Origin of the sequence: Kitasatospora albolonga (genome assembly GCF_039535905.1) — a bacterium.
Lineage (GTDB): Bacteria > Actinomycetota > Actinomycetes > Streptomycetales > Streptomycetaceae > Kitasatospora > Kitasatospora albolonga.
The window spans coordinates 1-24,530 of sequence record NZ_BAAAYB010000073.1 but is presented as its reverse complement, the minus strand read 5'-3'; the positions used below and the strand labels follow the sequence as shown (position 1 = coordinate 24,530).

General features: G+C 73.8%; 27 protein-coding genes and 1 pseudogene. 16 read left to right on the top strand and 12 right to left on the bottom strand.

What is annotated here, in order from left to right; translation table 11 throughout:
* Positions 1-26 precede the first annotated feature (26 nt).
* Together ABD946_RS17815 and ABD946_RS17810 are read right to left on the bottom strand one after the other, a co-directional pair.
* Complete coding sequence (locus ABD946_RS17815) at positions 27-1,034, bottom strand: hypothetical protein (protein ID WP_345284712.1); 1,008 nt, start codon at positions 1,032-1,034, stop codon at positions 27-29.
* Between the two features lie 173 nt (positions 1,035-1,207).
* A complete protein-coding gene (locus ABD946_RS17810; protein ID WP_345284710.1) occupies positions 1,208-1,603 on the bottom strand; it encodes a hypothetical protein in 396 nt (131 codons plus the stop codon).
* A gap of 86 nt (positions 1,604-1,689) precedes the next feature.
* Here ABD946_RS17810 and ABD946_RS17805 point away from each other — a divergent pair, with 86 nt between their 5' ends.
* Complete coding sequence (locus ABD946_RS17805) at positions 1,690-2,454, top strand: GNAT family N-acetyltransferase (protein ID WP_345284708.1); 765 nt, start codon at positions 1,690-1,692, stop codon at positions 2,452-2,454.
* A gap of 58 nt (positions 2,455-2,512) precedes the next feature.
* On the top strand, positions 2,513-3,103 hold the full coding sequence (locus ABD946_RS17800) for a dihydrofolate reductase family protein (RefSeq protein WP_345284706.1): 591 nt from the start codon (positions 2,513-2,515) through the stop codon (positions 3,101-3,103).
* 16 nt (positions 3,104-3,119) lie between these two features.
* On the opposite strand, the gene ABD946_RS17795 is transcribed toward ABD946_RS17800, so the two are convergent.
* Positions 3,120-4,022, bottom strand: a complete 903-nt coding sequence (locus tag ABD946_RS17795; RefSeq protein WP_345284704.1) for an alpha/beta hydrolase — start codon at positions 4,020-4,022, stop codon at positions 3,120-3,122.
* Positions 4,023-4,139: 117 nt separating this feature from the next.
* On the opposite strand from ABD946_RS17795, the gene ABD946_RS17790 reads away from it, so the two are divergent.
* The gene (locus ABD946_RS17790) at positions 4,140-5,237 is read left to right on the top strand and encodes a helix-turn-helix domain-containing protein (protein WP_345284702.1); all 1,098 of its coding nucleotides are present in this window, start codon (positions 4,140-4,142) and stop codon (positions 5,235-5,237) included.
* On the opposite strand, the gene ABD946_RS17785 is transcribed toward ABD946_RS17790, so the two are convergent.
* Both ABD946_RS17785 and ABD946_RS17780 read right to left on the bottom strand, forming a co-directional pair.
* On the bottom strand, positions 5,217-5,420 hold the full coding sequence (locus ABD946_RS17785; protein WP_345284700.1) for a hypothetical protein: 204 nt from the start codon (positions 5,418-5,420) through the stop codon (positions 5,217-5,219). The two genes, ABD946_RS17790 and ABD946_RS17785, sit on opposite strands and share 21 nt — an antisense overlap.
* An 8-nt stretch (positions 5,421-5,428) precedes the next feature.
* Positions 5,429-5,833: a DUF4259 domain-containing protein gene (locus ABD946_RS17780; RefSeq protein WP_345284698.1), complete on the bottom strand. Its 405-nt coding sequence runs from the start codon at positions 5,831-5,833 to the stop codon at positions 5,429-5,431.
* 255 nt (positions 5,834-6,088) lie between these two features.
* Between ABD946_RS17780 and ABD946_RS17775 the strand changes: the two genes are divergently transcribed.
* Positions 6,089-6,529, top strand: a complete 441-nt coding sequence (locus tag ABD946_RS17775) for a hypothetical protein (RefSeq protein ID WP_345284696.1) — start codon at positions 6,089-6,091, stop codon at positions 6,527-6,529.
* A 58-nt stretch (positions 6,530-6,587) separates the two neighbouring features.
* Here the strand turns inward: ABD946_RS17775 and ABD946_RS17770 are convergent, their stop codons facing one another.
* Positions 6,588-8,174, bottom strand: a complete 1,587-nt coding sequence (locus ABD946_RS17770) for a serine protease (protein WP_345284695.1) — start codon at positions 8,172-8,174, stop codon at positions 6,588-6,590.
* 143 nt (positions 8,175-8,317) lie between these two features.
* Between ABD946_RS17770 and ABD946_RS17765 the strand changes: the two genes are divergently transcribed.
* The 4 genes from ABD946_RS17765 to ABD946_RS17750 all read left to right on the top strand — a co-directional run bounded on the left by ABD946_RS17765 (position 8,318) and on the right by ABD946_RS17750 (position 13,672).
* Complete coding sequence (locus tag ABD946_RS17765) at positions 8,318-9,025, top strand: RNA polymerase sigma factor (protein ID WP_345284694.1); 708 nt, start codon at positions 8,318-8,320, stop codon at positions 9,023-9,025.
* Positions 9,022-10,008, top strand: a complete 987-nt coding sequence (locus ABD946_RS17760) for a CU044_5270 family protein (protein WP_345284692.1) — start codon at positions 9,022-9,024, stop codon at positions 10,006-10,008. Before ABD946_RS17765 ends, ABD946_RS17760 begins: the two co-directional genes overlap by 4 nt.
* Positions 10,009-10,241: 233 nt before the next feature.
* On the top strand, positions 10,242-11,357 hold the full coding sequence (locus tag ABD946_RS17755) for a DNA gyrase subunit B (protein WP_345284690.1): 1,116 nt from the start codon (positions 10,242-10,244) through the stop codon (positions 11,355-11,357).
* Positions 11,358-11,632: 275 nt separating this feature from the next.
* The gene (locus ABD946_RS17750) at positions 11,633-13,672 is read left to right on the top strand and encodes a DUF7507 domain-containing protein (protein ID WP_345284688.1); all 2,040 of its coding nucleotides are present in this window, start codon (positions 11,633-11,635) and stop codon (positions 13,670-13,672) included.
* 45 nt (positions 13,673-13,717) lie between these two features.
* Here the strand turns inward: ABD946_RS17750 and ABD946_RS17745 are convergent, their stop codons facing one another.
* The gene (locus ABD946_RS17745) at positions 13,718-13,909 is read right to left on the bottom strand and encodes a hypothetical protein (RefSeq protein WP_345284686.1); all 192 of its coding nucleotides are present in this window, start codon (positions 13,907-13,909) and stop codon (positions 13,718-13,720) included.
* A gap of 244 nt (positions 13,910-14,153) precedes the next feature.
* Here ABD946_RS17745 and ABD946_RS17740 point away from each other — a divergent pair, with 244 nt between their 5' ends.
* Positions 14,154-14,387 (top strand): hypothetical protein, encoded by a 234-nt coding sequence (locus ABD946_RS17740; RefSeq protein ID WP_345284684.1) that lies wholly within the window; start codon positions 14,154-14,156, stop codon positions 14,385-14,387.
* Between the two features lie 8 nt (positions 14,388-14,395).
* On the opposite strand, the gene ABD946_RS17735 is transcribed toward ABD946_RS17740, so the two are convergent.
* Positions 14,396-14,881, bottom strand: coding sequence for a peroxiredoxin (locus ABD946_RS17735; RefSeq protein ID WP_345284682.1), 486 nt, complete (start codon positions 14,879-14,881; stop codon positions 14,396-14,398).
* Between the two features lie 74 nt (positions 14,882-14,955).
* Positions 14,956-15,288: a YnfA family protein gene (locus ABD946_RS17730; protein WP_345284680.1), complete on the bottom strand. Its 333-nt coding sequence runs from the start codon at positions 15,286-15,288 to the stop codon at positions 14,956-14,958.
* 79 nt (positions 15,289-15,367) lie between these two features.
* On the opposite strand from ABD946_RS17730, the gene ABD946_RS17725 reads away from it, so the two are divergent.
* Positions 15,368-15,955: a GNAT family N-acetyltransferase gene (locus tag ABD946_RS17725; protein WP_345284678.1), complete on the top strand. Its 588-nt coding sequence runs from the start codon at positions 15,368-15,370 to the stop codon at positions 15,953-15,955.
* On the opposite strand, the gene ABD946_RS17720 is transcribed toward ABD946_RS17725, so the two are convergent.
* Positions 15,936-17,147, bottom strand: a complete 1,212-nt coding sequence (locus ABD946_RS17720; RefSeq protein ID WP_345284676.1) for a pyridoxal phosphate-dependent aminotransferase — start codon at positions 17,145-17,147, stop codon at positions 15,936-15,938. The genes ABD946_RS17725 and ABD946_RS17720 overlap by 20 nt on opposite strands.
* Positions 17,148-17,274: 127 nt before the next feature.
* On the opposite strand from ABD946_RS17720, the pseudogene ABD946_RS17715 reads away from it, so the two are divergent.
* Together ABD946_RS17715 and ABD946_RS17710 are read left to right on the top strand one after the other, a co-directional pair.
* Positions 17,275-17,625 (top strand): annotated as a pseudogene (locus ABD946_RS17715) (winged helix-turn-helix transcriptional regulator); the annotation flags it as partial.
* 147 nt (positions 17,626-17,772) lie between these two features.
* Complete coding sequence (locus ABD946_RS17710) at positions 17,773-18,717, top strand: phosphatidylinositol-specific phospholipase C (RefSeq protein WP_345284674.1); 945 nt, start codon at positions 17,773-17,775, stop codon at positions 18,715-18,717.
* A 7-nt stretch (positions 18,718-18,724) separates the two neighbouring features.
* Here ABD946_RS17710 and ABD946_RS17705 read toward each other — a convergent pair whose 3' ends face one another.
* Positions 18,725-19,537 carry a hypothetical protein gene (locus ABD946_RS17705; RefSeq protein ID WP_345284672.1) on the bottom strand — a complete coding sequence of 271 codons (813 nt, stop codon included), beginning with the start codon at positions 19,535-19,537 and terminating at the stop codon, positions 18,725-18,727.
* Positions 19,538-19,648: 111 nt separating this feature from the next.
* Between ABD946_RS17705 and ABD946_RS17700 the strand changes: the two genes are divergently transcribed.
* Both ABD946_RS17700 and ABD946_RS17695 read left to right on the top strand, forming a co-directional pair.
* Positions 19,649-20,101 carry a DUF3291 domain-containing protein gene (locus tag ABD946_RS17700; RefSeq protein WP_345284670.1) on the top strand — a complete coding sequence of 151 codons (453 nt, stop codon included), beginning with the start codon at positions 19,649-19,651 and terminating at the stop codon, positions 20,099-20,101.
* Positions 20,102-20,267: 166 nt separating this feature from the next.
* The gene (locus tag ABD946_RS17695; RefSeq protein WP_345284668.1) at positions 20,268-21,845 is read left to right on the top strand and encodes a S8 family peptidase; all 1,578 of its coding nucleotides are present in this window, start codon (positions 20,268-20,270) and stop codon (positions 21,843-21,845) included.
* A 71-nt stretch (positions 21,846-21,916) separates the two neighbouring features.
* Here the strand turns inward: ABD946_RS17695 and ABD946_RS17690 are convergent, their stop codons facing one another.
* A complete protein-coding gene (locus tag ABD946_RS17690; protein ID WP_345284665.1) occupies positions 21,917-22,789 on the bottom strand; it encodes a GNAT family N-acetyltransferase in 873 nt (290 codons plus the stop codon).
* Between the two features lie 177 nt (positions 22,790-22,966).
* On the opposite strand from ABD946_RS17690, the gene ABD946_RS17685 reads away from it, so the two are divergent.
* Together ABD946_RS17685 and ABD946_RS17680 are read left to right on the top strand one after the other, a co-directional pair.
* Positions 22,967-23,761, top strand: coding sequence for an SGNH/GDSL hydrolase family protein (locus tag ABD946_RS17685; protein ID WP_345284663.1), 795 nt, complete (start codon positions 22,967-22,969; stop codon positions 23,759-23,761).
* 108 nt (positions 23,762-23,869) lie between these two features.
* Positions 23,870-24,322 (top strand): MarR family winged helix-turn-helix transcriptional regulator, encoded by a 453-nt coding sequence (locus ABD946_RS17680; RefSeq protein WP_345284661.1) that lies wholly within the window; start codon positions 23,870-23,872, stop codon positions 24,320-24,322.
* The last annotated feature ends 208 nt before the right edge of the window (positions 24,323-24,530 follow it).

Sequence of the window (24,530 nt, the reverse complement as noted above, 5' to 3'; positions counted from 1 at the left end):
CGCCGGGTGCGGCCCCTGACGCGGGATCAGTAACCGCGGGCGCCGCGGCCCGGGTCGGCCTGCTGGACCTTGGAGGCCAGGTCGTGGCCGTCCTTGGAGACGCCGTAGCGGTCCATCACGTAGTTCATCGCCGCGGCGCAGCTGGCCACCGGGTCGTAGATGTTGGTGGAGGTGCCCGGCTGGTGGTGGGCGGCGAAGGTGCTCGGGATGGTCTGCCAGGGGCCGCGCGAGCAGTTCTGCGGGAAGCCGTCCCCGACCCGGGGGCCGTGGGCGTTGCTGTCCCAGTCGTTGACCAGCGGCATGGAGTTGTACGAGGACTCGCGGCCGGTCATGGTCAGCAGACCGCGCATCCAGTTGGCCCGGGCCTGCGGGTCGGTGATGCCCATCAGGTCGAGCGTCTTGTTGATGTAGTCCTCGCAGGCCGCCTTGCCGCTCTTCCAGGAGCCCCGGCCGCCGTACTCGACCTCGGAGACCTTGATCGCGGAGGCGGTGGACGGCGTGGCGGAGGCGTCGCCGCCGTTGTCCCCGCCGCCGTCGTGGTCGCCGGAGCCCTGACCGTTCCCGTTGCCGTTGCCCTGGCCGTTCCCGTTCCCGTTCCCGTGGCCGTTGCCCTGGCCGTTCCCGTGCCCGTTGCCGGTGGGTGTGGGCTTCGGCTTGTCCGGGGTCTCGCGCTCCTTGTCCTGCTTCTTCTGCTCCTCGGCGATCCGGCGCTCCGCCTCCTGGTACTCCCGGATCACGGCCTGGAGCTTCAGCGCGTCCTCGGCGATCGCCTTGGTCAGCTTCTCCTTGGTCTCCATCAGGTGCCGGGCGCGGTTCTCCACGTCCTTGGCGTCGTTCAGCACGTCGTAGGCGATGTAGAAGCCGGCGATGCCCGCCAGCGGACTGACGGCCAGGTCCACCGCGACCGCCTTGGCCAGCGTGGACTGGATCTTCCCGAGCTTGGCCTGGAGCTCCGCCATCCGCTGGCTCATCTGCTGCCAGTCCTTCTGGAGCCTCCCCAGCTCCGCCGTCGAGACGCCGAACCCGCCACTCATACCGCTGCCCCCATGCCTACTAGCTCCGCTGCCCCGGACCGCCACCGCGAACGCCTGCCCGCTCCACGTCCGGTGACGGTCACTCACACCTTGATGGTTCCCCGGCATCCTGCCACGACCTGGCCATCCACCGCAGACGGCCGGTCCTCCGCCGGGTGCGGAGCCGGTGCGGTTCAGCCGAGGAGCGGGACGAAGCCTCCCCGGGAAGAGCCCGGGCCGAGCAGGGCGGGCAAGTCGAGTGAGTCGGGCAGGGCGTCGACGGAGAGTACGACGGCGCCGCCGGCCCGTTCGGCGTCGGCGCACCAGTCGGCCATCCCGCCCGGTCCGGCCGGGGAACCGACCACCGGCGCGACCATGGCGGGCACCATCAGTCCGGCGTCCCCCGGGCCGTCCACGACGCAGAGGGTGAGCCTGGGCACGATGCTCCACCCCTCGCAGCGGGCCGCCGTCGCCACCGTCCCGTCGGGTGCGCTGACGGCGGGCAGCTCCGCGTGCACGGGCGCGTCGGCGAGGAGCAGGACCGGGGTCGTCCCGCGGACGAAGAGGGTCTGTTCGGGGTTCAGCAGCATCCGGCCATCCTGCCAGGTGGCGCCGACGGCACCGCCCGAGGGATAAACCGCTTGCCCCTGGGGCGGGCTCACCTAGCATCGGCAGGGTGGCCAGTGAACTGCGGCGGATCACCGCCTTCCGGACGTCCTTCGCCCGCCGTCAGGCCGATTCGGTGCGGGAGGTGACCGGCGGGTTCGTGGTGCGGAACGCGGAGTTCCCGCTCTCCTACGAGCACAACCAGCTGCACGTGGACGGCACCGGCCTCGACCCGGCGGTGCTGCTCGCGCTCGCGGACGAGGTGATGGCGGACGCGGACCACCGGCTGCTGACCGTCTACGACGACGAGCTGGGCGCGGCCTGCACGCCGCTGTTCACCGCCGCCGGGTACCAGCACAGCACCGAGCTGGTGATGCACCACACCGGCCCGGCGCCCGCCGCACCGCCCGCCGAGCCGGCCGAGCCGGTGGACTGGCCGGTGCTGGCGGAGCCGTACGGGGAGCGGCTGCGCGAGTGGATGCCGGAGCTGACGGACGAGGGCGTGCGGCAGCTGGTCGAGCGCCGGGTGGCGCGGCGGCGCGGTGCGGAGGAGGTGCTCTTCCTGGCGGCCCGGACCCCGGAGGGAGAGGTGGCCGCCTGGGCCGACCTCTACCTGGACCCGCCGAGCGGCACCGCCCAGATCGAGGACCTGATCACCGCCGCCGAGCACACCCGCCGCGGCTACGCGGACGCCGTCGTCGCCACCGCGCTGCACCGCGCCGCCGGGGTGGAGCTGCGGTTCCTGATCGCCGACGCCGAGGACTGGCCGCAGTACTGGTACGGGCGCCGCGGCTTCACCCCGGTGGGCCGGGGGCACTCCTTCACCCGCTCATGATCAAATGGCTGAACGGGCTTGCCCCGACGGGGGGCTGACCGACCATCAGGGAGAGAACGTGCGCAAGCTGGTGTACTTCGTCGCCACCACGCTGGACGGCCACATCGCCGCCCCGGCCGGCGGGGACCCGACCGGCCCGGACGGCTTCTGGCCGATCGGCCAGGACTACGTCGAGCACCTGGTCGCCGAGTACCCCGAGACCCTCCCCGGCCCGGCCCGGGCCGCCTTCGGCCTCACCGCCGAGGGCGCTCGCTTCGACACCGTGCTGGAGGGCACCCACACCTACCGGATCGGCCTGGACGCGGGCGTCGCCAACGCCTACCCGCACCTGCGCCACCTGGTCTTCTCCCGCAGCCTCACCGAAGCCCCGGACCCGGCGGTCGAGCTGGTCGCCACCGACCCGGTCGCCAAGGTCCGTGAGCTCAAGGCCGAGGAGGGCAAGGACATCTGGCTCTGCGGCGGCGGCGAGCTGGCCGGCACGCTGCTGCCCGAGATCGACCGGCTGGTGCTCAAGCTCTCCCCGCTGAGCACCGGCTCCGGCATCCCGCTGTTCGGCCGCTCCGCCGCCTTCGAGCCCCGCAGTTGGCAGCTGACGGACCAGACCGCCCTGAAGAGCGGCGTCCTCTTCCTCACCTACGACCGGGTCTGAGGACGCCGCCCGCGGGTCAGGCCAGGGCCCGGCGCAGCACCTCGCAGAGCTCGGCGAGCTGACGCTGCGAGACGTCCGCCGACAGGATCGCCTGCGAGCCGTGGAAGGTGCCGGGCCACTGGTGCAGTTCGACCGGGACCCCGGCCTGCATCAACTGCAGGGCGTAGACGATCTCCTCGTCCCTGAGCGGGTCGAACTCGGCGGTCGAGATGTACGCGGGCGGCAGGCCGGAGAGCTCGGTGGCCCGGGCGGGGGCGGCGTACTCGTCGGCCACCGCGTCGCCCAGGTAGTGCGCCCAGACCGCGGTCAGCTTGGCCCGGTCGTGCCACGGGGTGGCGGTGAAGTGCCGCTGGGACCAGGTCTCCTGACGGTCGTCCAGGCCGGGCTGGTTGAGCAGCTGGAAGCGGATCGCCGGCCCCCGGCGGTCGCGCGAGCGCAGCGCCAGCCCGGCGGCCAGCCCGCCGCCCGCGCTGTGCCCGCCGACCGCGATCCGCTCCGGGTCCACGCCCAGCTCCGCCGCGTGCGCGGCCAGCCAGCCGAGCACCGTCCAGGCGTCGTCCAGCGCCGCCGGGTAGCGGTGCTCGGGGGAGCGCCGGTAGTCCACGGAGACCACCAACACCCCTGAGCCGTGGGCCAGTTTGGCGGCCCACGGGTGCTCCGTGTCCAGGTCCCCGAAGACGAACCCCCCGCCGTGCAGCCAGATGATCGCGCCCAGGGGGGACTTCTCGTCCCGGGGCCGGTAGATCCGCACCGCCACGTCCGGGTCGCCGGGCACGGTGCGGTCCTCGACGTCCAGCAGCGCGGCCTCCGGGGCCGGCCGGGCGGCCGCCCGCTCGGCGAAGTTGCGCCGCGCGGTGAGCGGGTCGGTCACGTCGGTGTCGGGGAGGAAGGGGATGAAGGCTTCGAGTTCCGGGTCCATGTCCTCCATCCTGTCCGCACCCTGACGTCGCGTCAGCCGCCGTCCGTCGCACGTCCCGCCGTCGCGGCGCACCGTTCGGCGGGCCCCGGGAGAGCGGGGCCGCACTAGGGTGCGGGCATGGAAGCACTGGCCGTCCGGCTCTCCGGGCTCGATCCGTATGTCGACGGTGCCATCCGCATCATCGGCTTCTACGACACCCTGATGCGCCGCCGGGTCGACCTGCCCGCGCTGGCCCGGACCTCCGCCGGGCTGGCCGAGTGCGTGACCGGCATCCGGCTGCACGGTACGGGGCGGGTGGTCCGCTTCTCGCCGCTGGGGACCGAGGCTGCGGGGCCGCCGGGGGAGGTCTCGGCGCGGGCCGCGGTCACCCTGGACGAGGAGGAGATCGGCGAGGTCTGGCTGGAGCGCGGCGGCACGGGGAGCCCACTGGACGAGGTGCTGCTCGACCGCCTGGCGATCGCCGTCGCCGCGGCGGTCGAGCGGTACGGACCGGCCCGCACCACCATGGCCGACCCGGCCCTGGTCGAACTCGCCGTCAGTTCCGGCGCCGAGGAGGCGGCCCGGGCCAGGGCGCTGCGGCTGCTCGGCTTCGCGCCGGACGCCCCGCCGCATGTGGTGGCGGTCCGCTCGGCGGGGCCCGCCCTGGACCGGATCGGTGCCGCGGTCTGCCCCGGCCGTCCGGTGAAGGCGGCCGTGCTGGCCGGGGTCGGCGTCCTGCTGGCCACCGTGCTGGACCGCACCGCCTTCCCGGCCGGGGTCCGCGCGGGCATCGGCGCGGCGGGCGGCCCCGAGCAGGCCTGGCGGCAGGCCCGTACCGCGCTCCGGTTCACCACCGACCGCCGACCGGTCGTCGAGCACGGGGAGTTGGGGGCCCTCGCGCTGCTGGCCGCCGTGCCGTCCGCGGTCGTCCGAGCCAATCCGGACGTGGCCGCCCTGGCCCGGCTCGCCGCGGACCCGGAGGGGCTGGCCACCCTGGAGGCGTACTGCCGGACGGGCTCGCTGCGCCGCGCCGCCGACGACCTCCACCTCCACCACAGCAGCGTCGCCCGCCGGATCGACGGGATCGGCCGCACCCTCGGTCTCGACCTCACCGACCCGGCGGACCTGACCAGGGCACGGATCGCCCTCACCGCCCGGCGGTTGCTGGACGGCGAGGGCGAGGGCGAGAGCGAGGGTGCGGGCGGTGCCGGAGGGTCAGAGGGCGCAGGCGGCTGACGGGGCGCCGGTGGGGAGCGGGAGGCTCACCGGGACGGTGGCGCTGGGCGGCGGGGTGCCGCCGCGGGTGGTCCAGGCGACCAGGGCGTCGAAGGCGGTGTCGAAGCAGGGCCGCATCGGGTGGGCCGGCTCCGGGGCCGCCCCGTACGCCCGCGACCACGGCCTGCCCTGACGGCGGGCCACCGGTCCGGTCAGGGCTGGGCCAGCACCGCCACCAGCCGGCCGATGTCCGCGCGCCAGGGCTCGCCGTACTCGGTCTCGTCCCAGAGCTCGGCCAGCTCGGAGTCGTCGCCGAGCACCCGGCCCAGCGCCGCGGCCGCCAGGGCCCGTAGCTCCGGGGCGAGCGGGGGCAGCGGCTGCTTGGGGCCGTAGGCGGGCGACACCGGTGCCCCGCCCGGGAGTTGGGCGGCGATCAGGGCGGCGGCGGCCACCGCCTCGGCGCCCTCGTCGATCTCGAGGTAGTCCGTGCTGTCCGCGACCGCGGCCAGCACCCGGCGGAGGATCGCCCCTCGCTCGGACTGCTCGGCGTCGTCCAGGAAAGCGGCGAAGTCGGCCGCGTTGTCGTTCTCGAACGGGCCGATGTCCCAGGTGCCCATGGTGTGCTCCCCCAGCTCGGGTGGTGGTGTCCGGAGGATCATCGCAGCGGGGGGTGACACCACGGGGGAGCGGGGTGGTCCGTCGGCCGCACGGCCGGGGGCCACTGGTGGCGGGGCCTCGGTCCAGCTAAGCTGAACGTGTTCAAAATGGCGTGCCGGGGATGCTTGGCCCCCGGTCATCGGAGTGCGGGGGCGGGCGGCATGGGGGAACGGCCGGGGAGACCGGTGGGACGTGGCAGGGGTGCGAGAGCGTCGGTGCTGCTGTTGGGCCTCTGGCTGGCGGCGGCCGGTCCGACGCTCTCCGGGTGCAGCCTGTCGGCCGTCTACGTGCTCTGCGTCGGGGAGCAGCCCGCCGGGATCACCTCCGCCGACCTGGCCGGGACCTACCGGGGCGATCCGAACGGGAGGCTGACCCTGGCCGCGGACGGCACGGTGACCGTCTCCGACTGGAGCCACCGTCCGCACGGGGCCGGTGCGAAGGTCGTCCGGATCGCGCACGCCTCCGGTACGTGGGTGCTGAGCGAGACCACGGCCAAGGACGGGATCCTGGAGGTGGCCATGACCTTGGACGCGGAGGGTGCCGCCGTGCACGAGTACGCCTACGTGGGCGGCAGCCGGAAGAAGCCCGAGCTGGCCTACCACCTCGGCGGGGACCCGGACGACTGCGAGACGGTCGACCTGACCAGGGCCTCCTGAGTCCCGGCCCCCCGGAGCGGGCGGAACCGCTCCGGAGGGTGACCGGGCGTCAGGCGGCTCACCGGGTGCGGTAGGCGTCCACGACGGTCTGGGTGAGGGTGTTGCCGCCGAGGTCGGTCAGCTCCGCGCGCAGGCTCACGCCCGTCTCCCGGCCGGTCGCCGGGACGGTCACCGCGCCCTGTCGCACCGGGAGCTGCCGCCAGGAGGCGCCGCCGTCCAGCGAGTACGAGACGCCCAGCGAGCGGTGCCGCCCGTCGGCCGCCGCGCCCCGGACGGTGACCGGCAGCCGCAGGGCGGCGTCGGCCGGGGCCGAGCCGTCGCCGCGCAGCGCGGGGGAGAAGCGGACCACGCTGAGCGGCAGCGGGGTCGGGCCGGTGGTGGCCGCGCGGGTGGAGAAGGTCCAGTCGGCCGTCACCACGGTCGCCGTGCCGGGGGCGCCGCCCCGCTCCACCGAACTGGTCAGCCGGTAGTCCGCCTTGCCGGGCGGGACGGTGAAGGAGCCCTGCCCGGGGGCGTCGGTGGCAGTGCCGACCGCCTTGCCGTCCCGGGAGAGCGTGGTGGTGGCCGAGGTGAACGCCGGCGACCACGGCACGTGCCCGTCGCCGTCCGCCAACATCGCGACGTCGAGCGTGAGTTGGTCGCCGTCCTGGACCAGGGCGGGCCGGTCGGAGAGCTGCGGGCCGAAGACGGCGTTGTCGAAGGCGTGGACGGTCCTGGTCCCGGCGCGCAGGTTCAGTCCGAGGGCCGGATAGATGGTCGGCCGGGCCTCGCCGACCAACGGGGCCCGGTAGAGCAGGTCCCACGCGCCGCGCTCCGGGGTGACCAGGAACTCCGCCGTCGCCGGTGCCCGGAACTTCGCCGGCACCCCGATCGTCGGCCCCTGCGAGGGCATCAGGTCCACCACGACCTCCCCCTCGGTGCCCGGCCGGGCGGCCGCGCGCACCTCCAACGCGGCCAGGTCCCGCAGCGCCGGGCGCCGCACCAGCCCGTCCATCGCGCGGCTGCCGGTGGAGACGTACCCGAGGGCGTAGGTGGTGCTCCCGTTCCGCCAGTAGCTGTCGTACGTCTGCCGGACCGTGCCGGGCTCGGCCGCCGGGCCCTGCTGCCCGATCCGGATCCCGGGGTGGGCGAACATCCGGTTCGACAGCCGGGCACCCGGGCCGGAGCCGACCACCAGGTAGACCCCGCTGTTCACGAACTCCGCCGAGGCGTCCGGCGGCCGCACGTCCACCGGCGAGGTGCGGCGGGCGTCCAGGGTGACGGCGGTGTCCCGGGTCAGGTCCAGCCGGGGCTGCACCAGCCAGTCCACCGCGTCCGAGCCGGTGAAGGTGGCGTCCAGCAGGTACCGGCCCTTCGGCAGGCGGAGGGTGGTGGTGCCCGAGGCGTCGTACGGGGCCTCGGTGCGGTCCGCGCCGGGGCCGGAGACGCCGATGACGTGGGTCTCGTAGCCGGAGGTGGGGCGGCCGTCGCGGCCGAGGTGATGGATCGTCAGGGTGTAGGTGGCCGGTTCGGCCGCGGTCGCGGCCCTCGCCGCGTCGGCGGCGGGTGCGGTGGTGACCAGCAGGGCGACGCCGACGGCGAGCGAGCGCAGGGCGGTGCGGCGGGTGGGGCGGTGGATGGGGCGGGAGGCCTTGGGATCGTCCATGCACTGCCCTGCACCTCGGCGCCGCCGCGTTCCGGTGATCCCGATCACAGGGGACCGTCGGCGAGGAGTGTGGCGCAGGTCACCGGAACTCCCGCAACGCCCGAGGCAGGGCGGAGTGTGACCACGTACGGGAGGAACCGGACATGAGGGACCGTCTGCGCGCGGGGGACCGCGGCGCCCTGGCGGAGCTGTACGACGAGCACGCCGCCGTGCTGTACCGGTACGCCCTGCGCGTCACCGGCGACTGGGCGGAGGCCGAGGACATCGTCTCGGCGACCTTCCTGGCCGCCTGGAACGCGCGGGAGTCGCTGCGCACCGAGGGAGGCGGCCTCCGGCCCTGGCTGCTCGGCATCGCCACCAACCTCATCCGCCGCAACGCCCGGACCCGCCGCCTGCGCCGCCTGGCCCTGGCCCGCGTCCCCGAACGCGGCCTGCTGCCCGACTTCTCCGACGACCTGGTCGCCCACCTCGCCGACGCCGAGCAGCTGCGGGCGGCCCGTGCGGCGCTCGGCCGGCTGCGGCCCCGCGACCGCGAGGTCTTCGTCCTGGTGGTCTGGGAGGGCCTCGACTACGCGGCCGCCGCCGAGGCCCTCGGCGTCCCGGTCGGCACCGTCCGCTCCCGCCTCTCACGGGCCCGCGACCGGCTCCGGGCCCTCACGGAGGCCGAACTGCGCCGACCCCGCCCTGCGCCGGCCGCCCGCCCCGACTCCGCTCCCGCCGATCGCCCCGGCCCCGCCGGTCGCCCGGCTGCCCCGGAGGACTCGGTGACCTCCGGCTGCCCGGCTCCCCCTGACGCCACGTCACCCGTTCCGTCCGCCGACCGCCGCCACCTTCAGGAGTCCTCCCGGTGAACCGCTCCCCGTCCCCGTCCGACCTCCCCCTCACCGAGCTGCTGCCCCCGCCGCCGGTGCCGCCGCTGGGGGCCGACCGCTCCCGGCTGCTCAAGGCGTCGGTGCTGCGCTCCTCCGCTCCCGTCGTCGTGGCCCGCACCGTCCGCCGGCCGCTGCTCCTCGCCGGGGTCGCGCTGGCCTGCGCCGTGACAGGCGTGCTGGCCGTGCAGCCCTGGCAGCAGCGGTCCGGCCCCGCTCCGGCCGTGGTCGCCGATGCCCCCTCCGCCGTCCGACTGCTCGACCGGATCGCCCTGGTGTCGGCCGGCTCCGGTGCTCAACCGGCCGCCCGCGCCGACCAGTTCGTCTACGTGGAGAGCCGGGTCGCCTTCGCCGGGCGGAGCGCGGACGGCGGCCCCGCCGTCCTCCCGCCCGTGCACACCCGCCGGGTCTGGTCCTCCGCCGACGGCAGCCGCCCCGGCCTGGTCCGCGAGGACGGTGCCCCCGACAGCGTCACCACCTACACCCCCGGCGTTCCCGCCGCCGACCCCTCGGTGAGCCGCCCCTCCTCGGCCTGGCTCGCCTCGCTCCCCACCGACCCGGCCGCCCTGCTCCTCCTGATCCACGATCAGACCCGAGGCCAGGGCACGGACCCCGACCAGAGCGCCTTCACCGCCATCGGCGACCTCCTCGCCGAGACCTCCGCACCCCCGCAGGTCACCGCCGCCCTCTACCGCGCCGCCGCCCTGATCCCCGGCGTCACCGCGGTCCCCACCGCCACCGACGCCGCCGGGCGCGAAGGCGTGGCCGTGGCCCGCACCGCCCCCTCCGGCGAACAGACCCAGTGGATCTTCGACCGCGCCGCCCACACCTACCTCGGCGAACGCACCGTCCTCACCCGCCCCACCGACGCCGGCCCGGCCGGCACCGTCCTCGGCACCTCCGCCGTCCTGCTGCGGGCCGTCGTCGACCGCCCCGGAGGCCTCCCGGCCGCACCTGCGGCCTGATCCTCGAAACTCGCGAAAAAACTGCCGCCGCGCCCTCCCGGAAATGCCCCGCACAGGCCTCCGGCGGGGGCGCGGTCGCACTCCCGGGGTGGGTCGAGGGCAGCGGGGCGAGGGCCTCCGGGGAGGCACGCAGGCGCCCTCCTGAGGCTCCGTCAAACCCCATCTGACCTGGCCTTTCTGTGGAAATGTCCTAGGCTGAGGGCACCGTTCGGACGTCCTTCGGGAGGGGTACTGTGAGTACGGAGAACCATGCCTACGACGCGAGTGCGATCCAGGTGCTGGAGGGGCTGGACGCGATCCGGAAGCGGCCCGGGATGTACGTCGGCTCGACGGGCGAACGCGGCCTGCACCACCTGGCCTCCCAGCTGGCCTGTCACGCGATGAACGGGGTGCTCGCGGAGGGCGGGGGACGCGTCGACGTCACCCTGTTGTCCGACGGCGGGTTCCGGGTGCGGAGCGAAATGAGCGCGGACCCGGTCGAGTTCTCGATGCTCCTGACGGACTTCTCCTTCTGCTTCGGTACGGGGGCGAGGCGAGGCGAGATCATGCTTGCCACCCCCGGAATGCTGTGCGCGGTGAACGCCCTGTCCGCCCGGACGGAGCTCGAGGTGCGGCAGGACGGCATCCGCTGGGAGGCAGGCTACGCCCGGGGCCGCACGGTCAAGCCGGTCACCGACGCAGGTGCGGCGGAGGGCAGTTCGGTCACGGTGGCCTTCTGGCCGGACCCCGAGGTCTTCGACACCACGCAGTTCTCGCAGCAGGTACTGGCCGATGCGTACCGCCAATTGGCTTTCCTCTATCGCGAGTTGTCCGTCACCTTCACCGACGAGCGCGGACCGGGCGAGCCCCGGGCGTTGGGCTTCGGCGGCGACCTTCGAGGATTCGTCGCGCACCTGGACGGTGAGGAGAGCCCTGACGTCATCGGCTTCGGGTGCGACGACCCTCGGATGCCGGGTGAGCTGGAGGTGGCCCTTCGCTGGCGGCCGGGCGGGGGAGAGGCGCGCGAGTGGAGTTTCGCCAACGGCTTCCGGACCGAAGGCGGTGGCACCCACGTGGAGGGCCTGCGGCGTGGGCTCCGAGCGGCCGTCAGCTCCTACGGATCCCGGCGGGAGCTGCGCACCGCGGGTGCACCCGAGATCGCGTGGGACAGGATCTCGGACGGGCTGACCGCGGTGGTCTCCGTGAAGCTCGACGACCACCTGAGCTTCGAGGGCGCCATCCGCGACAAGCTGGGCAACCCGGCGGTCGCCCCCTGCGTGGAGGAGGCGGTCCGAGACCACGTCACCGCCTGGCTGGAGACCCACCCGGCCGAGGCCGATGCCCTCGTCGGCCGGATGCTCCTCGGCTGACGGTCCGTGACCTCCCCGGGCGGCGGCGTCAGCCGCCGAGGCACTCGCCGTCCGGGGAGGTGTCCGGAGACCCCATGCCGCTCCGAAGTCGACCAGCCCGGGCCTGAGTTCGGCGGTGATCTCCCCGAGCGCCCAGGTCGCCCGCCGCCCGGGCGCCGCCGTTCGGCTGTGCTGCCCTCCGGCGGGGGCGATCGGGCGGGGCCGTCCGGATGAAGAACTCCGTGGACCGGGCTCGGCTCCGGGGGGAGCGGGGGCGGTCCGATTAGCGTCGTGCGGTGACCGCGCACGTGAGCCATTCCGTCTCCCTCCGTCTCGCCCGCCCGCTGATGGCGGTGGCCGCCGTGCTCGCGGTCACCGGCCTGAGCGGCCCTGCGGCCCGGCCGACCGGGACGGTCCCGGAACGGCCCCTGCCGAGAGCCGGAGGAGGGTCGGTGCTGCTGAACGAGACGTTCACGGGGAGCTCGATCGCCGACCCCGGCTTCGTCCCGCTCGACTCGGCCTGCCTGACCGGGGCCGGCGGGCCGCCGCCGGCCGGCCAGTCGACGACCGGGCCCTGCACCGGTGCGTCGCAGACCACGCCGTCCGTCCCGGCCCCCGGGGTCACCCCGGGCTGGCTGCAGCTGACCGACGGCGGGAACTACCGGGTCGGCGGTCTGCTCTACAACCGTCCGCTCCCGGGCAACGGAGGCCTCGTGGTCTCCTTCGACCAGTACCAGTACGGCGGCAACGGCGCCGACGGCATCGGGTTCTTCCTGGTGGACGGCAGCGTCGACCTGAAGACGGCGGGCGCCGACGGCGGCTCGCTCGGCTACGCCCAACGGAACCTGGTGCCCGGCGTGGAGGGCGGCTACCTCGGCATCGGCCTCGACGCCTACGGCAACTTCGCCAACGACGGCGAGCAGCGCGGACTGAACTGCCCGGCCGGACAGAAGTCACCGGTGATCAGCGACAACCAGGTGACCGATTCGGTCACCCTGCGCGGGCCGGGGGAGGGGCTGGACGGCTACTGCTTCCTGGTCTCGACCATGAAGCCGGACGCGAGCAAGCCCTCCGGCCAGGTCACCACGCTGCCCGGCAACCTCCGGGCGGACACCCCCGACCCCGAACAGGCGGCCCGGACCGTCCGGCTGACGGTCAGTCCGGACGCCAAGCCGCTGGTGGTGGTCACCATCGACTTCCACGACGGGAAGGGCTTCCAGGAGGTGCTGCGGTACCAGATGGACACCCCGGCGCCGAAGACCTACAAGTTCGGCTTCTCTGGGTCCACCGGCGGGCTGATCGACACCCACCTGGTCCGCAACCTGGAGGAGAGCTCGGTCGTCCCGCTGACCCAGCTGAACCTGGTCAAGTCGGTCGCCGACCAGCGGATCGGACGGGCGACGAGGACCTACGCGGTCGGCGACACCGTGCGGTACCAGTTCCTGGTCACCAACACCGGCACCACCACCCTCGACCCCGTCACCGTGACGGACCCTCAGGTCACCGACATCTCCTGCCCGCGCACCGCGCTCGGGCCGATGGGCACCCCGACCGCGTCGATGGTCTGCACCGGGAGCCACGTGATCACGGTGAACGACTCCTTCACGGGCGAGTTCAGCAACACCGCCACGGCCCACGGCACCGCGCCCGGCGGCGAGGACGTCCCGTCCAACCCGTCGACGGCGACCGTCCCGGTGCTGAAGCTGACGCCCGCGATGCAGCTGTCCAAGACCGCCTCGGCGTCCACGGCCGCGCCCGGCGACACGGTGACGTACACGGTCACGGCCACCAACACCGGCAAGGTCCCGATCGATCCGGCCACCTTCACCGACGACCTGACGGGCGTGCTCGACGACGCCCGCTACAACGACGACGCCACCGCCACCCCGGGGACCGTCACCCGGGACGGCGCCGCACTGCGCTGGACCGGGCCGCTCGCGGTCGGGGCGACGGCGACGGTGCGCTACAGCGTCACGGTGAACTCGCCGGACGAGGGCGACCTGCTGCTGCGCAACGCCGTCTCCACCACCATCCCGGGCACGACCTGCGCGGACGGGACGGCGGGCACCCGAACGGGCCGCGCCGGTACCCCGCCGTGCGTGGTCGAGGTCCCCGTCGACCAGCCCACGCCCACGCCGACACCCACGCCGAGCCCGACGCCCGCGCCCACGTTGAGTCCGGTGCCGACCCCGACCCCCAGCCCCGCCCCCGGCTCCGGTGAGCTTCCCGCGACCGGTGCGCAGGTGACGGGGGTGCTCGGTGCGGCGGGTGCCCTGACGGTGGCCGGATCGCTGCTGCTGCTCCTGCGGCGCGGCCGCCGCTCCCGGCGGCACTGAGGCGGTCCCCGGGTGGTCTGCGGGCGGTCTGCGGGCCGTGGGGGCTCAGCTGGCCGGGCCTCCTGACGGGTGGTCGGCCGGCGGCTCGACCGCCCGTCCCGGGACCAGGACGGCGAGGGTGTCGCGCGCTTCGCGCCGTAGCGCACGGCGCGGGGCGAAGGTCGCGGTCAGGGCGATGATCGAGACCGTCGTTCCGTAGAACACGGCGGCGATGGTGGAGAGCAGCCCGATGGACACCGGGCACGCACCTTTCTTCCCCCCGTAGGGCCTGCCCGGCTCACGGCACGGGACGGGCGTCGATGCGTCTTCCCGACCACCATACCTGCGCCGTCAACTCCCCTCGGCGGTAAGGCTTTCGGATCGTCGCACGAGGTCCTCCGTGTGGGTGGCGTCCGGCGTGGAGGGTGGAGCCGGACGGGATGACGGGTGGTCAACTCGGTGCGGGTGAAGCGGAGTAGCCCGGTGACGAGGTGGTGCGGCGATGGGCGGACGGATGCGGGCCGCGGTGGTGGCCCTGGTGGGCGGCGCGGTGCTGCTGGGGACCGGGGGAGCCGCCGTCGGGGCGGGGGCGGTCACCTGCGACGTGGGGGCGATGGGGGTGCAGGCCGCGAAGCTGCGGGCGCAGGGGCGCGAGGCCGAGGCGCGGGTGGTCGAGCAGCGGATCCGGGCGTGCGAGGACGCGGACCGGGACAGCGCGGGGCCGCTCTGGCGGTGAGGGGGGGGTCAGCCCTCGCCGAGGGCGGCGAGCTGGGCGGCGAGGGTGTCGGCGTGCTGGAAGGTGAGCCCCGCCAGGGCGATGTGACGCCAGGTCACGGTGGAGCCGCCGTCGAGGATGAAGACGGAGCGGCGCAGGCCGAGGCCGGGGACGGTGATGCCGTAGGCGCGGGCGACGGCGCGGTCCGGGTCGGCGAGCAGGGGGAAGCCGAGGCGGTGCTTGCGGGCGAAGCGCTCGTGGCTGTCCAGGTCCTGGGGGCTGATGCCCCAGACGGTGGCGCCGAGGTCGCGGAAGCGGTCGAGGTCGGAGGTGTACGAGCACAGCTGCTTGGTGCAGACGGGGGTGTCGTCCCCCGGGTAGAAGACCAGCACCAGCGGGCTGCCCTTGGCCTCCTCCAGCCGGTACTCCCGCCGCTCGGCCAGGTCCTCGGTCAGCAGGACCCCGGGCAGCGAGAACGACGGAGCCGACGCACCGACGGCGGGGGGCTTGGCCATGGGAGTTCCTCCGGTCCGGACGCTACTCGACAGTACGGTCGCACTGTACTGCCTACGCGCCGTCGGTCGGAGCGTCAGCGGCGCGGCCCGTACATGATGACCGCGACGCCGGCCAGGCAGACGAGGGCGCCGAGGACGTCGGTGCGGGTGGGGCGGAAGCCGTCGACGGTCATGCCCCAGAGGAGGGAGCCGGCCACGAAGACGCCGCCGTAGGCGGCGAGGACGCGGCCGAAGTTCGCGTCGGGCTGGAGGGCGGCGACGAAGCCGTAGGCGCCGAGGGCGACGATGCCGAGGCCGGCCATCCACCAGGGGCGGGACTCCTTGACGCTCTGCCAGATCAGCCAGCAGCCCCCGATCTCGGCGAGGGCGGCGAGGACGAAGAGCAGGGCGGAGCGCAGGACGGTCATGGACCGAGCCTATGCGGGCGGGTGCTGACCTCGGGAAATCCGGTTGTGGTGGCGGCCGGGGCTTGGTCGAATCGGTGGGGTGACGACCCTTCTGGAGACCGAGCGCCTGGTGCTGCGCCGGTTCGGTACCGACGACCTGGACGAACTGGCGGCCCTGCACGGGGACCCCGAGGTGATGCGGTACATCGACACCGGGCGCCCGCAGCCGCGGGAGGTGGTGGCGGCCGAGGTGCTGCCCGCGATCCTCCGGGGGTACCGCGAACTCCCCGAAGGGATGGGCACGTTCGCGGTCGTGGGGAAGGGCGACGGCGCGTTCCTGGGGTGGGTGGCGTTGCGGCCGGCCGACAGCGTCGGCCTGGCGGCGGGCTCCACCGAGCTGGGCTACCGGTTCCGCCCGGCCGCCTGGGGGCGCGGCTACGCGACCGAGGCGGCCCGGGCGGTGGTGGGGTACGCGTTCGACAGCGGCACGACGGAGGCCGTGGTGGCCACCACGATGGCGGTGAACGCCGGCTCCCGGCGGGTGATGGTGAAGACCGGCCTGCGCCACGTCCGGACCTTCCACGAGGAGTGGCCGGACCACATCGAGGGCGCCGAGCACGGGGACGTGGAGTACCTGGTCACCCGCCGGGAGTGGGAGGCGCAGCGCCCTACTGACGGTAGGTGGTGAGGAAGCGGCCGATCCGGCTGATCGCGGTCTCCAGGTCGTCGGCCCGGGGGAGGGTGACGAAGCGGAAGTGGTCGGGGCGGGGCCAGTTGAAGCCGGTGCCCTGGACGATGTGGATCTTCTCGCGGAGCAGCAGGTCCAGCACGAAGCGCTCGTCGTCGACGATGCGGTGGACCGCCGGGTCGAGCTTGGCGAAGGCGTAGAGGGCGCCCTTGGGCTTGACGCAGCTGACGCCGGGGAGCTCGTTGAGGGCCCGGTGGACCACGTCGCGCTGTTCGGTGAGGCGGCCGTTGGGGAGGGTGAGGTCGTGGATGGACTGGTGTCCGCCCAGGGCGGCCTGGACGGCGTACTGGGCCGGGACGTTGGGGCACAGCCGCATCCCGGCGAGCATGGTGAGCCCCTCCAGGTAGTCCTTGGCGTGCTGCTTGGGGCCGGAGACGACCAGCCAGCCGCTGCGGAAGCCGGCCACCCGGTAGGCCTTGGAGAGGCCGTTGAAGGTGAGGGTGACCACGTCGTCGGAGAGGGCGGCCAGGCAGTGGTGCTCGACGCCGTCGTAGAGGATCTTGTCGTAGATCTCGTCGGCCAGCACCATCAGGCCGTGCCGGCGGGCGAGTTCGAGGATGCCGAGGAGGAGTTCCTTCGGGTAGACCGCGCCGGTCGGGTTGTTCGGGTTGATGACGACGATCGCCTTGGTGCGGTGGGTGATCTTCGAGGCGATGTCGTCGAGGTCGGGGTACCACTCCGCCTCCTCGTCGCACAGGTAGTGCACAGCCTTGCCGCCGGCGAGCCGCACCACGGCCGTCCAGAGCGGGAAGTCCGGTGCGGGGACGAGCACTTCGTCGCCGTCGTCGACCAGCGCCTGGACCGCCATCTGGATCAGCTCGGAGGCGCCGTTGCCGAGGTAGACGTCGTTGACCGTCACCCCGGAGACGCCGCGCTGCTGGTAGTACTGCACCACGGCGCGGCGGGCGGGCAGGATGCCGCGCGAGTCGCTGTAGCCGTGGGCGTTCGGCAGGTTGCGGATGATGTCCTGGAGGATCTCCTCCGGCGCCTCGAAGCCGAACGGCGCCGGGTTGCCGGTGTTCAGCCGGAGCACGCTGTGGCCGGCCTCCTCGAGCGCGTTGGCCTGCTCGACCACCGGGCCGCGGATCTCGTAACACACGCCCGCCAGCTTGCTGGACTGCCGAAACTCCATCTGCGGCCTCCCGACCGTGGTACCCGTACCCGTGTCCGGTGACGCGCCGTCATCCGTCATCATCCGGTTGCTTTGTTCTACCAAGTACCCACTTGGAAAGTCCAACCTTTTGGCTATGCTGATCCACATGTCACGCCGAAGCTACGACCAGTACTGCGCCGTCGCCCGCGCCCTGGACGCGGTGGGAGAGCGCTGGAGCCTCCTGATCGTCCGTGAACTGCTGCGCGGCCCGCGCCGCTACACCGACCTGCACGCCGACCTGCCGGGCGTGTCGACCGACATCCTGGCGGCCCGGCTCAAGCAGCTGGAGGCCGAGGGCCTGGTCGAGCGCCGCAAGCTGGAGCGCCCGGCCAACGCCACGGTCTACGAGCTCACCGGGCGCGGCACGGCGCTGCGCCCGGTGGTGGACGCGCTGGGGGAGTGGGGGATGGACGCGCTCGGCGAGCAGCGGCCGACGGACGCGGTGCGCGAGCACTGGGTGACGGCTGCCCGGGCCTGACGGCGGCTCAGGCGGTCGTGGGCGCACGGTAATCGGCACTGCACGACTGTGGTGCGGGGGCGGGGCGGGCGGGAAGATGGGCACCGCACGTGTGTGTCCTGTCCACGCCAGAGACCGGAGTGCCGCATGAGCCGTCCCGCCCTGCCCAGCCGCCGCCAAGCCCTGACGTGGGGTGCGGCGGGCGCCGCCGCCCTGGCGGGCGCGGGCGTCGGCCTGGCCCGCCCCGCGAGCGCCGCCGCGCTGTACGCCCCGGACTGGATGGCCCGGCTGGACGGCGGGCTGCCGCTCACCCGGCTCACCATCCCCGGCACGCACGACTCCTGGTGCACCGACCCGGGCAACGGCACCGAGTGGTCGCACACCCAGAACTGGGGCCTGCCCCAGCAGTTGGAGAAGGGAATCCGCTTCTTCGACATCCGGCTGAACGGCCTGCAGGGGACGGCCGACGAGATGGGCGTCTACCACGACCGCTACTACCAGTACCACCGCTTCCAGGACGTGCTGAACGCCTGCCGCGACCACCTGCGGCGGTTCCCGGGCGAGGTACTGGTGATGCGGGTGCGGAACGAGCGGGCGGGCGGGCAGGCGCTCGGCGACGAGGAGTTCCGCCGGCGCTTCGACTTCTACCTGGACCACCCGTCGATGAACTACCGCGGCCTGTTCTGGACCAACCCCTGGTGGCCCCGGGTCGGCGAGGCCCGCGGCCGGATCGTGCTGGCGGCGGACTTCGCCAACCCGTGGTCCGTCATCCAGTGGTCCAGCGGGACCAACGGGTTCTTCCGCACCCAGGACACCTGGCAGGGGGTGTCCACCTCGGCCAAGGCCGGGCTGGTGGAGCAGTGGTTCGACCAGGCCTTCTACCACCAGGACGCGGCCGAGATGTACTGCAACTTCACCAGCTACGCCAACGGCCTCTGGCCGAAGACCCAGGCGGGCGCCATCCTGCCGAGGGTCCACCGCTACCTGGACGCGCGCCGGACCGAGCGGATCCACCTCGGCATCGTGCCGATGGACTTCCCGGACTTCGACGAGCGGATCGTCGGCCTGCTGATCGAGAAGAACTTCGTCTGACGGGAGGTCAGCGGCGCTCCCGGAGCCGCTCCAGGACCTCCGCGCGGGCCTCGTCCGGGTCGAAGGGGGCAGGAGAGAACAGCCCACCGGAGGCCCGGACGTGGGCCTGCCAGTCGTCCTGCCAGAACTCCGCGGTCCAGCCGGGCCACCGGGCTGGCACCTCGTACGCACGGGGGACGTTGCCGAGGGTCCACCAGCCCAGGAAGCGGCGGGCCGGGTCGAGGTGGACGCCGGAGGTGGCCCACCGCCGGCTCGCCCCGTGCGTGGGCGCGACGGCCAGGAGGTCGAGCAGGGCGGGCCCGTACTGGACCGGGTGGTCGATGATGTCAGCGGGGCCCAGGTGGACCCGGTCGGTGCCCACTGTCACCACGTAGCCCCAATCGTCCAGATCGGGCAGGTTCTCGTCGTCCGGGCCCATGAAGGACGGCTCCTCCGGATCGGAAGGGCGCCGGCGGACGAACTCCGGATCCAGGCCGAGGTACTCGCGCAGCTCGGTGGCTCCGTCGTAGAGCCAACGGAACTCCCACCCCGGCCAGGCGGCCCGGATCAGCTCCAATGCGACCTGCCGGTAACGGAGTTCGGCGGTGGGGCCCTCCCAGACGAAACAGAGCAGCACCTTGTGGTGGAAGTCGGCCAGGATCCCGGCCTCCGCCATGAGGTCGTCGAGCCACCAGTCGTCCCGGCGCGCTCGCGAGAGGGATGACAGGAGGCCCTCGGGTCCGTGCAGCAGGTCGAGGTCGATGTCGACGGCCGACTTGGAGTAGTACAGCTCGTGCTCGCCGCTCTCGCGGACCACGATGACGTTCGCTCTGTCTCCCATGGGCAGCAGGATGGGCCCCGGCGGGGCGGCGGTGCGAGGGGATTTCCCCCGGGGTGTCCAGGGGCTGGAAATAAGGTGAGACGCCCAGGTGGCGGGGGTTAGGGTCCGCGCATGACGGTCACTCACCAACTCGCCCAGATCAACATAGCCCGCCTGATGTACCCCCTCGACGGTCCCGAACTCGCGGACTTCGTCGCGGCGTTGGACCCGGTCAACCAGCTCGCCGAGGAGGCCGACGGCTTCGTCTGGCGGTACACCGAACCCGCCGCCGCCGGGGAGAAGGTGATCTTCGACGACGAGTGGCTGATCGTCAACATGTCGGTCTGGCGCGATCCGGACGCGCTGGAGGCCTACGTCTACAGCCCGGGCCACATCGCGGTGCTGCGGCGGCGCCGGGAGTGGTTCTCCCGGGCGAGCGAGGCGATGACCGCACTCTGGTGGGTGCCGGCCGGGCACGAGCCGACGGTGGCCGAGGCCGCGGAGAAGCTGCGCAGGCTGCGGGCGGACGGGCCGGGCCCGGAGGTGTTCACCCTGCGGGAGACCTTCCCGGCACCGGGAGTCTGACAACCGTCCGCGCGTCTTGTGCGTCCGGCCGTCGATGCGTCAACCTCGTTGCCGGCGGCCGGACATGACCAGGGCCCCATTTGCCGCCATGCCTGTCATGGGCATGCTGTGCACGCCCCGCGGGCCGCCGAGCACGTACCGCCCCCACCTAGGAGGAATCCCCCTGATGGCTGTGATACGTCACCCCCGCCGCGGCATGCTCGCCGCCACCGCCGCCACCGTGGCGGCCCTCGCGCTCGGACTCGGCGTCGCCCTCCCCGCCCAGGCCGAAGCCCCCGGCCCGGAGGGCGCGGTGCTGAACGCCGACGCCCCGGACGCCGTGCCCGGCAGCTACCTGGTGGTGCTCAACGAAGGCTTCGCGTCGGCGGGTTCGGCGCAGGGGAAGGCGCTGGTGGAGCGCTACGGCGCCCGGGTGACCAGCACCTACACCGCGGCGCTGAACGGCTTCGCGGTCCGGCTCGACGAGGCGGGGGCGAAGCGGCTGGCCGCCGACCCGGCGGTGGCCGCGGTCTCCCGCAACCGCACCTTCCACGTGGACGCCACCCAGCCCAACCCGCCGTCCTGGGGCCTGGACCGGATCGACCAGCGGGCGCTGCCGCTGGACAGCGGCTACACCTACCCGGACACCGCGGGGGAGGGCGTGACCGCCTACGTCATCGACACCGGCGTGCGGATCAGCCACTCCGAGTTCGGCGGGCGGGCGAGCAACGGCTACGACGCCATCGACAAGGACAACGTGGCGCAGGACGGCCACGGGCACGGCACCCACGTGGCCGGCACGGTGGCGGGCTCCTCGTACGGGGTCGCCAAGAAGGCGAAGATCGTCGCCGTCCGGGTGCTGGACAACTCCGGCTCCGGCACCACCGAGCAGGTGGTCGCGGGCATCGACTGGGTGACCGCCAACGCCGTGAAGCCGGCCGTGGCCAACATGAGCCTCGGCGGTGGCGTGGACAGCGTGCTGGACGCGGCCGTCCGCCGCTCGATCGCCGCCGGCATCACCTACGGCGTCGCGGCGGGCAACGACGGCCAGGACGCGAGCGGCCACTCGCCGGCCCGGGTCTCCGAGGCGGTCACGGTGGGCTCCACCACCAGCACCGACGCCCGCTCCAGCTTCTCCAACTACGGCAGCCTGGTGGACCTGTTCGCGCCCGGCTCCTCCATCAAGTCCTCCTGGAACACCGGCGACACCGCCACCAACACCATCTCCGGCACCTCGATGGCCACCCCGCACGTGGTCGGCGCGGCCGCCCTCTGGCTGGCCGACCACCGGACCGACACCCCGGCCCAGGTGGCCACCGCCCTGGTGAACAACGCCACCACCGGCGTGGTGACGAGCCCGGGCAGCGGCTCGCCCAACCGCCTGCTGTACGTCGGCGGCGGCGGCACCACGCCGCCCACCGGGCCGAAGTTCGAGAACGCCGCCGACTACGCGATCGCCGACAACAGCACCGTGGAGTCGCCCGTCACGGTCAGCGGGGTGAGCGGCAACGCCCCGGCGGCGCTCAAGGTCGAGGTGGACATCAAGCACACCTACAAGGGCGACCTCAAGGTGGAGCTGGTGGCACCCGACGGCTCGGCCTACCTGATCAAGAACTTCGGCGACGGCGGCAGCGCCGACAACGTGATCGGCACCTTCACCGTCAACGCCTCCTCCGAGGTGGCCAACGGCGTCTGGAAGCTGCGGGTCGCCGACAACGCCGCCGCCGATGTCGGCAAGATCGACCGCTGGGCGCTGCAGTTCTGACGCCCGGTCGGTGAACGCGCGGCGGGGCCGCACCCGATCCCCGGGTGCGGCCCCGCCCGTGCGTACCGGCGCTACGCCTCGGCGATCAGGGCGGTGCCGACGGTGCGGAAGCCGACCCGGCCGTAGATCCGGGCCACGTTCTCGTCCCCGGCCGAGAGGAAGACCGTCTCCACGCCCCGGGCCCGGGCGTCGGCCACCAGGGCGGCGGTGACGGCGTATCCCAGGCCCTGGCGGCGGGCGCTCGGAAGGGTGCCGATGCCGACCAACTCGGTGACCCCGCCCACCGGTTGGTGCTGGCCGCCGCAGAGGGCGGTGCCGTCGGGGGCGAATGCGGCGGCGACCACGGTGAGGCCGTCGCGGATCCGCTGGGCGATCCGGGCGGCCGTCCCGTCGGCGCTCAACTGGGCCGTCATCGCGGCCAGTTCGGCCGGGCCGGCGGTGCCGATGGCGGTGCCCGGCTCGCCGAAGGAGAGGTAGGCCACCGCGAGTGCCTCGGCCAGCGCCGGGTCCTCCGCGCCGACCACCCGGACGTCCGCCAGCGGCGGGTGCCCCTCGGCCTCCGCCGTGTTGTCCTGCTCCGCACCGGCCGGGGCCGGATCGACGAGCACCATCAGCGGGTGGCCGTGCGCCGTGAGCCCGGTCGCCTCCACCGCCGCGCGCAGCCCGGGGGTGGTCTCGGCCACCCACTCGAAGGCCTCCGCCACCTCCGCCTCGCGCTGGCGGGCGCGTACCCGCTCGACGTCCTCGGCGGTGGCCGGGGGCCCGGTCCAGCCGAGCGTCGGGCGGGCGTAGTAGGGGAAGCCGCTGCCGTTGCGCAGGAAGAGCGAGAGCGGGCCGAAGTCCTCGACGAGGGCGGCGCTGCGCGGGACGGCGTCGTAGTACTGCTCCAGCCGGTCGAGCAGCTCGGCGGCGGTCGGATCGGTGCTGTTCGGGTCGTCGGTCACGGGCGAATGAAAGCAGGCCACCGCCGACCCCGCCACCGGATTGATCCACGCGCGGGGGGGCAGGGGGCGAGGCGGGCCCGGCCGCGGGCAAGGGTGCGGGTCGGGGCCGTGGGTGGGGGGGCCGCGCCGGCGGCCGGTCGTGGCACGGTGCGGCGCTGCGCGTACGATCGTGCTGCCATGACGAACCAGACCGCCACCACCACGTACCGCAGCTACGTCGCCGTCGGGGACTCCTTCACCGAGGGCATGTGCGACGAGCTGCTCCCCGACGGCCACTACCTCGGCTGGGCCGACCGGGTCGCCCGCGCGCTCGCCGCCGAGGGCGGGCCCGGATTCCGCTACGCCAACCTCGCGGTGCGGGGCAAGCTGATCGGGCAGATCCGGGACGAGCAGCTGGACGCGGCCGCCGCGATGGGGGCCGAACTGGTCACCCTGGCGGGCGGGTTGAACGACGTGCTGCGGCCGGGGTGCGACATCGGGCTGGTGAAGCGGCTGCTCGGCGAGTCGGCGGAGAAGCTGCTCGCGGGCGGCGGCACGGTGGTGATGTTCACCAGCACCGACCCGACCAGGCGGCTGGGCGGCAGCGCGCGGCTGCTGCCGGCGATCCTGGAGATGAAGGCCTACGTCGAGGGCCTGGCGCGGCGCCACCCCGGGCTGCGGGTGGTCGACCTGTTCTCCGCGCCGTGCTTCGACGACCGCCGGCTCTGGGACGAGGACCGGCTCCACCTCTCCCCGGAGGGCCACCGCCGGGTCGCCGTCGCGGTGCTGGAGGCCCTGGGCCGCCCGGCCCCCTTCGACTGGCGCGCGCCGCTGCCGCCCGCCGCGCCGCGCACCCGCGCCGCCAAGGCCGGTGCGGACCTCAAGTGGCTGCGTACCCACCTCGGCCCCTGGATCGGCCGCCGCCTCACCGGCCGCTCCTCCGGCGACGGCCGCCCGCCCAAGCGCGCGGAGCTGCTGCCGTACGAGGGCTGAGGGCGCTCCTGCGGGGCGGATCCGCTCCTGTCGTGGCATGGTCAAGTCGCTTGTCCAAGTGGTCAGTTGGCTTGACCTTCGGACAGCTCGGGCTGGCATGCTGCCGGTATGAGCGAGCCCGAGTCCATCGCCCAGAGTCTCCCGCCCCTGCTGATAGCCCTGGCCTCCGAGTTGGTGCACGCCATCGACACCGGAGTGCGCGACCGGGGCTTCACCGACCTCCGCCCCGCGCACGGCTTCGCCTTCGCCCGGCTCGCCCCGGGCGGTGCCACCGTCAACGAGCTGGCCGTCCACCTCGGCGTCACCAAGCAGGCGGCCAGTCAGATGGTCGATGACCTGGTCAGGAAGGGCTACGTCGAGCGGCATCCGCACCCCAGCGACGCCCGCGCCAAGCTGATCGTCCTGACCGACCTCGGCTGGGAGTGCACCCGCGCCACCGAGGCCGCCGCCGCCGACGCCGTCCGCCCCTGGGCCTCCACCCTCGGCCGGCGCCGTCTGCGCGAGCTGCACGAGGACCTCAACCTGCTGGCCCCCGTGGGCCAGCTCCGCCCGGCCTGGTGACACTCCCCGCCCCCTCGGGGGACGCCGCTACCTGACGAGGTGTCGGTCCGTTTGCCCCGCCCCTGCGCACGTGACGCGCCGTTAACCGTTTGCGTGCGCACGGCGGGCCGGGCAGGGTGCCGGGATGACGACGGAGAACGCCGCACTGCGGCCCGAGGTGTTGGAGTACTACGAGCGCGGCGAGGAGGACGGCCGGCTGGACCGGGCG